Origin of the sequence: Mycobacterium interjectum (genome assembly GCF_900078675.2) — a bacterium.
Taxonomy (GTDB): domain Bacteria; phylum Actinomycetota; class Actinomycetes; order Mycobacteriales; family Mycobacteriaceae; genus Mycobacterium; species Mycobacterium interjectum.
This window is the reverse complement of the sequence record NZ_LT546237.1, coordinates 4,345,410-4,353,908: the sequence shown is the minus strand read 5'-3', so window position 1 is coordinate 4,353,908 and position 8,499 is coordinate 4,345,410. Positions and strand designations below refer to the sequence as shown.

Sequence of the window (8,499 nt, the reverse complement as noted above, 5' to 3'; positions counted from 1 at the left end):
GCGAAGGTGCCCGCGAGCCACTCGCCCAGCCGGCCGCCGGCCTGCACCGGCTCGTCACCCGGCCACCCGCGGCTCGCGATGGATCCGCACAACGCCTGCAGTATGAACTCGTTGGCGTCCACCTGGTCCTCGACGTAGGGACCCGTCATGCCGAACGGGGTCACGGCCACGACGACGGCCGCGGCGCCGGCGTGCGCCGCGATGGCGTCGAGGGTCCAGCCGTCGGTCAGGTCGGTGATGACGAGGTCGGCGCCGGCCAGCAGCGCCGCGGTCTGCGAGTCGTCGGTCACCGACTTCTTGCCCGCGGCCAGGTAGCCGAACAGCGCCCCGGCGGGTCCGCCGGGGCGGGCCGACCAGCGCCGCACCGAATCACCGTGCGGGGACTCGATTTTCACGACTTCGGCTCCCGCGTCGACGAACATCTTGCCGCAGTACGAGGCCGCGATGCCGTTGGAGAGCTCCAGCACCCGCCAGTCGGCGAACGGTGCCCGGGCGGCCACGCTCAGTTGCCCAGGGTGGTGGCGCGTCCCGCGATACCGGAAGCCTCCGCCGTCACCGGTGCCGCCGCTTGGGCCTGCAGGGCGAACTGCGTCATCCGGGTCCACGCGTCGCGGTCACGCTGGCTGGCTCGGCGGCCGACATGGGTGACGACGTCGACGTCGGTGGCCTGCGCGCGGAGGGATCCGGCGCGGGCGCGCTCCTTCGGGATGTAGCGGAACGGATCGAACGAGTAGGCGGCCATGGCGTTTTCGTGGGTGATCTTGTTGATGACCGAGTCGTCGAGATGGCCCATCGTCTCCATGACGTCCTCGGGAGCGAACGGCCAATTGCTGTCGGAGTGCGGGAAGTCGGACTCCCAGCACAGCATGTCCTCGTTGAACCAGTCCATGTTGTGCACGCCGACCTTGTCGCTGATGAAGCAGGTGTAGAAATGTCGCCTGAAGACGTCCGCCGGTCCGTTGTAGCCGGGCGGGAACTTCGCGAGCGTCCAGCCCGAGTGCCGGTTGTAGACGTGCTCGGCGCGCCACAGGAAGTACGGGATCCAGCCGACGTCACCCTCGGTGAGGGAAAACCTCAGTTGCGGGAAGTCGGCCCAGAATTCGGCCCAGATCAGCTCGGTGAAGGTGAACATGCTCATCATCGACGACGCCGTCATCTGCACGCTGGGCGGCGCGTCGCTCGACACCTGCGGGGATCGCGACGCCGACCCGACGTGGGTGCACAGCACCGTCGTGTTCTCGCAGACCGCCTCGAAGAGCGGATACCAATACTTGGTGTGAATGCTGGGCATTTGCAACGCTTCCGGGTTCTCCGAGAACGTCACCGCGTGGCAGCCCTTGCCGGCCAGTCGCTTGACTTCCTTTGCCGCCTCGGTCACGTCGAACAGCGGCAGGATGCCGCAGGGGATGAACCGGCCCGGGTAGGAAGCGCACCACTCGTCGACGTGCCAGTCGTTGTAGGCCTTGATCATCACCAGGTTGACGTCGCGGTCGGGCCCCTGGTTGAGGACCTGGCCCGAAAACCCGGTGAAGTTCGGAAAGTTCAGGCCCGCCAGCTGCCCGCCCGCGTTCATGTCGCGCACCCGCTCGTCGACGTTGAAGCAGCCCGGCCGCATCTCGTCGTAGCGCGAGGCGTCGATGTTGTACATCTCGCGGGGCTTTCCGGCGACGGCATTGAGGCCCATGTTCCGCCCGCGAACGTCGCCGTAGTACCACTGCTGGACCCCGTCGGGCTCGAGGACCACCCGGGGCGCGAGGTCGCGGTACTTGGCGGGGACATGCGCGTCGAACATGTCGGCGGGCTCGGCGATATGGTCGTCCACGCTGATCAGGATCAGGTCGTCCTTATGCATGCCGCGCTCCTCGCCCGCCGATATAGGGACTAGTAGACAATGGTTTCGGTCACAGTGTCAACGGCGTCGGCCGGCACTACTTGACGGGAAAAGAGCCGCATCATCGGCTGAAAGGAAGGCCCGGGGGCCGGTGGCCGCCGCCCGCTCGTGGCGAATGTCAGCGACTATTAGTCCGCTTGCATTTGGGCTATGCGATCGCGATGGCGGTCAGGCCCTGGCGCACCCGCTCGGGTAGCGATCCGCCATCGCTCAGCCAGTCGTCCAGGGCGATGCGCACCGCCGCCATCGCCAGCGCGCCGATCAGCCGGGGCCTGGGATCCTGGGCCGCCAATCGAGGTATCCGCGGCGCGATGAGCTCAGCGATCGCCGATTCGTATCGGACATAGATGCGCAGCGTCCAGGCGTCCAGCGTCTCGGATGACCTTGTGAGCGCGGCCAATTCGCGGACCTGGTCCTCGATTTCGGTAAAGCCGAGGGCGAGATCTCCGAAGGCGCCGACGACCGCCTCGGTGGCGGTCAGTCCCGCCGGCTGGGCGGCCAGCGCGCTGGTGATGCGGTTCAGCCAATGGGCGTTCATGCCCTCGGCCACGGCGTCCTCTTTCGAGTTGAAGTAGCGGAAGAAGGTCGCCCGCCCGATGGCTGCCGCGTCCGCGATCCGGTCCACCGTCGCGCCCGCCAGACCAACGCCGGCGACCAGCTGCGCCGCCGCTTCCGCGATGCGCTGACGCGTCGCGGTGCGCCGCCGTTCGGCCAGCGGGATTCGCTCACCATCCCCATGGGACGCTGTTGCCAAAGGGTGAGACATAGTCTAAGTATAAGACTATGTCTCAGACAGTGGCGCCTGGGCCGGCCGACGAGGTCGCCCCGAAGGCGCGCGCCGCGTGGCAGTTCTTCCAGCAGATGGTGGCCGACGTCACCAAAGTCGTGATGGAGGACGCCGAATCCGAGCGCGAACTGCTCGAAGGGTTGCGCGTCATCGCGCGCGTCTCGTCGTTGTGCTCGCAACTGTCCGTCGAGGCCGACGCCGACCGGCCCTCGTTCTTCGATATGTGTTCTCCGACAAGGATGATCGGCGGCCCCAATCCCGACGGCAACTACTACCTGGCGATGATTCGCGGCGACCGGTGCTACCGGATCACCGGCACCCGGGGCACCAGTGCCTACCTTGGATTTCAGGTCCTGGCCGGCACCGGCCTGACCCCGCGCCGGATGGCGAACTACGTCAGCGACACCGAGCTGCAGCTGAGCGGCGACGAATTTGCGCTGGTGCTCGCGCCGGAGGAACCCGCCGATCTCGCCGGCGCCCGGTGGGTGAAGATCCCCGGCGACGCATCCTCCGTCGTCGTCCGCGAATACATCGGGGACCCCGCCGCGGAGACCCTGGCCACGTTGCGCATCGACGCGCTGGACCCGGACCCCGTGGCGCCGCTGAGCGACGACGAGCTCGCCGATCAGTTCACCGCGATGGCGTGGTCGCTGATGAAACTCACCACGATGCACCGCACTATCAAGCCCGAGCTCTTGCGACAACCCAATACGCTGCTGACCGCCGAGGCCGCCGACCTGGGCGCCGCCGACACCACGCCGGACAACCTGTACATGATGGGGACCTTCCGGCTCGATCCGGGCCAAGCCCTCGTGCTCGACATCGAGCCGCCCGACACTCGCTACTGGAACGTCACGCTGGAAAGCGTCTGGCACGAGTGCCTCGAGCCGCGCCGCCGGCACAGCTCGGTCACCAACCGCGCGGTGCGGCCCGACGCGGACGGGCGGGTGCGGATCGCAGTCTCGGCGGAGGACTTCGGCTTCGGCCATTGGCTCGACACCGGCGGCCGCCATCGCGGATTCATCGTCGTGCGCTGGCTGGACAACCCCGGCCCACCCGACGTCTCCGTGTCAGTCCGCGAAGGTACGGAAACGCGATGACCCTGAGCGAGCGGTTCGCGCCGGAGCGACTCATCGCCACCGCCTGCGAGGTGGCCGATAGCGACGACTTCGGCGCGGACGGGTGGCAGCCCGGACTGCAGCGGCTCACCGACGGACTGGTCGGCGAGGCGCGGCTCTCGCCCATCGGTGTGGAGATCGCCTACCTGGACGTCATCCGCGCCCTGAAGAACCGGCTCGGCGTGATCGCCTGGCGCAAAAAGCATCCCGGAATCGCCGGCAAGCCGATCACCGCGCCGATCTTCATCGTCGGCCAGCCGCGCACCGGCACCACGATCCTCTACGACCTGCTCGCCCAGGACCCTGACCTGCGGGCGCCGCTGACCTGGGAGGTCGACGCTCCCTGTCCGGTCCCGCAACCGGAGACCTATCACACCGATCCGCGCATCGCTCAGGCCCAGGCCAGCATCGAGATGTCCGAACAGATCATCCCCGGCTTCTTGGCGTTTCACCCGATGGGCGCCCTCGTCGGGCAGGAGTGCGTGCGCATCACCGCCAGCGAGTTCACCAGCATGATCTTCTCAGTGCAGTACCGCCTGCCAAGCTACTACCGCTGGCTGTTGTACGAGGCCGACCATGCCGGCGCCTACCGCTTTCACCGAATCTTCCTGCAACACCTGCAGTCCGGGGTTCCCGGGCAGTGGCTTCTGAAATCGCCGGCGCACCTGTGGCACCTCGACGACCTGCTCGCCGAGTACCCCGACGCGTTGATCGTCCAGGCCCACCGCGATCCGCTCAACGTCATCTCGTCGATCGCCGCGCTCACCCACCACCTCCGGCGGATGGGCAGCGACGAGTCGGACATCGCCGAGTGCGCGGCCCAGTCCTATGAGGAGATCGTCGTCGGCCTGGACCGCGCAATGGCGCTGCGCGACGCCGGCGCCATTCCCGCCGGCCGCGTAATCGACGTGCTGTTCACCGATTTCATGAACGACCCGTGGACCACGATCGACGACATCTACCGGAAGCTGGGCCGAGAGCTGAAACCCGAGACCGCACAAAAGATGCGGGATTTCCTGGCCGCCCATCCCGGGGATGGCGGGGGCAGCCGTTACACGTGGTCGGACACCCGCCTGGATGCCGCCGAGGTCCGCGACCGCGTCAGCGCCTACCAGGACCGCTACGGGGTGCCGACGGAGCCGTTGCGCTGAGTCAACTCGGCGCGTCGATCCTTGTTCGCGGAACTGCTGTTCGCGGGATCCGTATCCGCCGTGAGGATTTCGATGGCACGCTGGTCGACGTAGCGGGTGACGGCATGCTGGCCCGCCCCGAATATGGTCGCGAGGAGCAGGCAACCGATCAACGTGTTCGACGATCCGACATGCAGCACATCGGCGCCCAGGATCAAGAGCCCGACAACGGCGACCAGCGGGCCGAGGACAAGTTTCAATAAGCCCTGCTGGAGCGGCAGATTGAAGGGACTGTGGCCCAGCGGCACCTTGGACATGGCCGGGATCGCGGTGAACAACGCACCGACGGACCCGAAGAACATGACCAGGAACAGGTACTGCCAGGGCGCATCCTTGAAGCTGTCGTCGGGCAGGGGGAGGAAGTGATCGTCTCGGAACAGCCGTTGGGTCAACAAGGTCAGAGTGGTGAAAAAGAGGCAGACACCGGACGCGAGGATGAACCGGTTCCTGAGATACCGCGCCTCTTGGTTGCTGCGATCAGAGTTGTCGTGCGCGGCGCGCAAAACACCGACGATGGACGGGCGCAGCTCCGCGGTATCGATATGGGACGGGTCCGCCAGCAACGCCTGCAGATCCTTTTGCCTCTTGTCATCCTTAAGATGGAAGCTTGCATATGCCAAGGCTGCGTTGCCGCGGGCGCGCAGTTCCGAGTCGGGCAGCAGATCGACCGTGCGCTCCTCGACCTCATGGAGACGCGCCCAGGCACGCTCGATCTCGGTGCCCCACCACCACTTTCGGATAGCGACGTTGGATTCCGCCGCGATACCGGCGTCGGACAGCAGGCTGTTGATGAGAAAGGCGCGTTGCTCCTGATCGGGACGATTCTTCAGCTCGAGGCGGGCCAGGTCGTCCAGGAGCATGATGCGACGGCGTTGGACCGTTTGCCGCCAGGGCGAGGTCGACCGCCACGTCTTCGGCAGTCCCGACTGGAAGCCGTTCCACGTGTCGCCACGGAAGGTGGGGGCTGGCGGCGTCGAGCCGGCGTTCGGCGGTGTGGACATGGATTCCTCCCAGGGTGAACGGGTCGGGCCAGAGAATCGCGTCGAGTATCACTCCCGAAGGCGAGGCCGAAGTAGCGTAGTCGGCTACTTGCTTGCGAAGCAGCCAACGAGAACTCCCTTCCATACGCGATGACGTAGTCAACTACTCATGCGCCGGGTCGCGGGGAGGTGGCACATTCTCTGCCACATCCACGACGACAGGAGCCGGACATGCTCATCGCGATTATCAACCAGTCGAAGTTGGTGTCCAACGCGGATGCCGCGGGCATGACCCAGGCGATCGCCAAGCAAGTCCGAATGGACGTTGCGCCACTGTGGGATCGGGCCGCCGCGGCGGTGATCTTCTACACCAACGCCAAGGACGTGCCCCCGGCGGCGCACGGCATCGTACTCGTCGACACCATCAAGGACCAACCCGACGGCGTGCTCGGCTACCACACCGAGGACCGGGGCGGGAAGCTGTGGGGCGTGGTCGCGGCCAAGCCCGAACTCGACAACGGCGGGACGGCGACGAAGGGGGACTGGAGCGTCTCGAGCGTCCTGTCACACGAAGTGCTCGAGATGTTCATCGACCCCAACTGCAACCTGTGGTCCAACGACGGACGGGGCAAGGCCTACAGCTTCGAGGTGTGCGATCCGGTGGAGGCCCCGACGTACGCCGTCGACGGCGTGTCGGTGTCGAACTTCGTGACGCCGGCATGGTTCGACCCGCTGTCCAATCAGGCCACCGCCCAATACGACAAGCTGGGTAAGCTGCACGCCCCGTTCAGCATTCTCAAGGGCGGCTACGTCGTTTTCGAGGCCGCCGGGGGCGAGCACCAAGAATTCGGCGACGAGTTTCCCGACTGGCGCAAGGAAATGAAGGCGGGAAAGTTCGCCCGCACCCGCCGCCGGCTCGAGCAGACCGACGCGATGCTCGCTCAGGCGACCGCTTGAAAACGCTGACGGCCGACCGCAATAACACATACACAGACTAAGGAGGGCCGACGAATGCCGGTGCCACGCAAGACCATTTCCTTCGGGCAGCAGATCGCCATCGACCGCGCGGGTAACCCGTACGACTACGGCGGCAACTGGGACCCCTTTGACCGCAAGAAGGGCACCGACTGCTCCGGCTGCGTCGTTGACGAACTTGACGGCGGAATCAACGGCACCGCGATGGAGTGGTCGCGCCACGGCCTTTGCACGGAGAGCTGGCGCGCGCCGTCGCACGGCGGCCAGGCCAACCCGCTCGACGGCCCGTTTCACACCGTCCAGGTAGCCAACCCCAGCGTGTTTCCCGCCGACGCCGCGATCAAGATTGCCCTGCACCACGGGCCCGGCGGCGGAATGAACTCCCACATGTGGTGCCAGATCGGCGATCTGCGCGTGGAAACCAACGGCGACAACGGCACCGTGCTGCGCGACCAGGCGATGGCGGTGGACAACCCCTACGCCAACGACTGGTGGTTCGTACCCGGCCCGATCGTCGAGGACGGCACGCCGATCCCGCACCAGCCCAGCGGAAGCGCTCCGGCGCCCCAAGGCGAGCCGCGGGACACGTTGTTCGCCGACGTGTCCGAGCACCAGGTGCCGGTGACCGACGCCTACACCGACGCCACGTATAACCAGGACGGCATCGACTGGCCCTATCGCTGGCTGTCCATCAGAGCCAACGACGGAACACACCGCGACAACAACTTCGCCCAGAACTACGGCTGGTGCAGCCAAGCCGCCGACGACGGCAGGCTCAAGGGCTTCATCGTCTACGCCTACTGGCGTCCTGACTGGCAGGCAACGCTGGCGACCTTGCAGGATCAGATCAACGCCAACGGCGGCCCCCACCCCAAGATGGTCGCCATGATCGACGTGGAATGCGGAGATGGCAATCCCGGCTGCGATCAAAGCGCCGCGGTCAACGGCATGTACTACGGGCTGGCGAAGTGGCTCGGCGACGCGCGCCGCGTCATCGGGTATTGCAACCTCAACGACATGCGCCAGATGTGGCAGACCAGGCCAGAGCACGTGCCGATGATCATCGCGGGGTACGGCTCAAATCCCAACGACCCGGCCGTGTTCAAGGTCGCGCACCAATACACCGACGGCCAAGGGTACGGAGGCGGCCTGCCCGAAGGGGCGCCACCCTTCGGCAACTGCGACATGAACAGTGCCGACGGCCTGTCGCCATCCCAGTTAGCCTCGGTGCTCGGAGTGGGCGACGCGTCACCGGTGGCTCCCTCGCCGCTGGTGATACCCAGCGTGCCGGCGGACTACCAGCGGCTCATCTACGAGCAGCTGGCCGGGCCGGTCGGCTCGGACGGCTACGGGCACGGCTGGCCGCAGCTCGGCAACCTGACGATCGTGGACTATTTGGCCAAGTACCAGCCGGCCCTGGATGTGCTGCTCACCCAGGCTGCCCGGGCGACCAGCAAGAAGGCGGCTCCCCGCATCGTGATCCCTGCGGCCGGCAACGGGGCGGCCGCGGCTGCCAAGAAGGCGCCGGCGCGAAAGGCCCCCGCAAAGAAGCGGTGAG

At 66.6% G+C, this 8,499-nt stretch carries 8 protein-coding genes; 4 read left to right on the top strand and 4 right to left on the bottom strand.

Translation table 11 applies throughout. The features are described 5' to 3' along the window. The 3 genes from BN4348_RS55600 to BN4348_RS55590 all read right to left on the bottom strand — a co-directional run. On the bottom strand, positions 1-500 hold a 500-nt coding region (locus BN4348_RS55600), incomplete at its 3' end, for a CoA transferase (protein ID WP_211145826.1). Between the two features lie 2 nt (positions 501-502). Continuing rightward, positions 503-1,852: an amidohydrolase family protein gene (locus BN4348_RS55595; protein ID WP_066917197.1), complete on the bottom strand. Its 1,350-nt coding sequence runs from the start codon at positions 1,850-1,852 to the stop codon at positions 503-505. A gap of 187 nt (positions 1,853-2,039) precedes the next feature. After that, entirely contained in the window at positions 2,040-2,657 is a 618-nt protein-coding gene (locus tag BN4348_RS55590; RefSeq protein WP_066917196.1) for a TetR family transcriptional regulator, read from the bottom strand. Between the two features lie 17 nt (positions 2,658-2,674). Between BN4348_RS55590 and BN4348_RS55585 the strand changes: the two genes are divergently transcribed. Both BN4348_RS55585 and BN4348_RS55580 read left to right on the top strand, forming a co-directional pair. Then, positions 2,675-3,778: a DUF1214 domain-containing protein gene (locus BN4348_RS55585; protein ID WP_066917195.1), complete on the top strand. Its 1,104-nt coding sequence runs from the start codon at positions 2,675-2,677 to the stop codon at positions 3,776-3,778. Next, positions 3,775-4,947, top strand: a complete 1,173-nt coding sequence (locus BN4348_RS55580) for a sulfotransferase family protein (protein ID WP_066917194.1) — start codon at positions 3,775-3,777, stop codon at positions 4,945-4,947. The genes BN4348_RS55585 and BN4348_RS55580 overlap by 4 nt, the downstream gene beginning before the upstream one ends. On the opposite strand, the gene BN4348_RS55575 is transcribed toward BN4348_RS55580, so the two are convergent. Further along, positions 4,917-5,987, bottom strand: a complete 1,071-nt coding sequence (locus tag BN4348_RS55575; RefSeq protein WP_066917193.1) for a hypothetical protein — start codon at positions 5,985-5,987, stop codon at positions 4,917-4,919. The genes BN4348_RS55580 and BN4348_RS55575 overlap by 31 nt on opposite strands. Before the next feature lie 210 nt (positions 5,988-6,197). Here BN4348_RS55575 and BN4348_RS55570 point away from each other — a divergent pair, with 210 nt between their 5' ends. After that, entirely contained in the window at positions 6,198-6,923 is a 726-nt protein-coding gene (locus tag BN4348_RS55570; protein ID WP_066917192.1) for a hypothetical protein, read from the top strand. Positions 6,924-6,977: 54 nt separating this feature from the next. Continuing rightward, positions 6,978-8,498 carry a glycoside hydrolase family 25 domain-containing protein gene (locus tag BN4348_RS61925; protein ID WP_235852826.1) on the top strand — a complete coding sequence of 507 codons (1,521 nt, stop codon included), beginning with the start codon at positions 6,978-6,980 and terminating at the stop codon, positions 8,496-8,498. The last annotated feature ends 1 nt before the right edge of the window (position 8,499 follow it).

Coding starts and splice junctions, on each gene's coding strand:
- BN4348_RS55595 (WP_066917197.1), bottom strand. CDS start 1,852: ATGCATAAGGACGACCTGATCCTGATCAGCGTGGACGACCATATCGCC.
- BN4348_RS55590 (WP_066917196.1), bottom strand. CDS start 2,657: ATGTCTCACCCTTTGGCAACAGCGTCCCATGGGGATGGTGAGCGAATC.
- BN4348_RS55585 (WP_066917195.1), top strand. CDS start 2,675: ATGTCTCAGACAGTGGCGCCTGGGCCGGCCGACGAGGTCGCCCCGAAG.
- BN4348_RS55580 (WP_066917194.1), top strand. CDS start 3,775: ATGACCCTGAGCGAGCGGTTCGCGCCGGAGCGACTCATCGCCACCGCC.
- BN4348_RS55575 (WP_066917193.1), bottom strand. CDS start 5,987: ATGTCCACACCGCCGAACGCCGGCTCGACGCCGCCAGCCCCCACCTTC.
- BN4348_RS55570 (WP_066917192.1), top strand. CDS start 6,198: ATGCTCATCGCGATTATCAACCAGTCGAAGTTGGTGTCCAACGCGGAT.
- BN4348_RS61925 (WP_235852826.1), top strand. CDS start 6,978: ATGCCGGTGCCACGCAAGACCATTTCCTTCGGGCAGCAGATCGCCATC.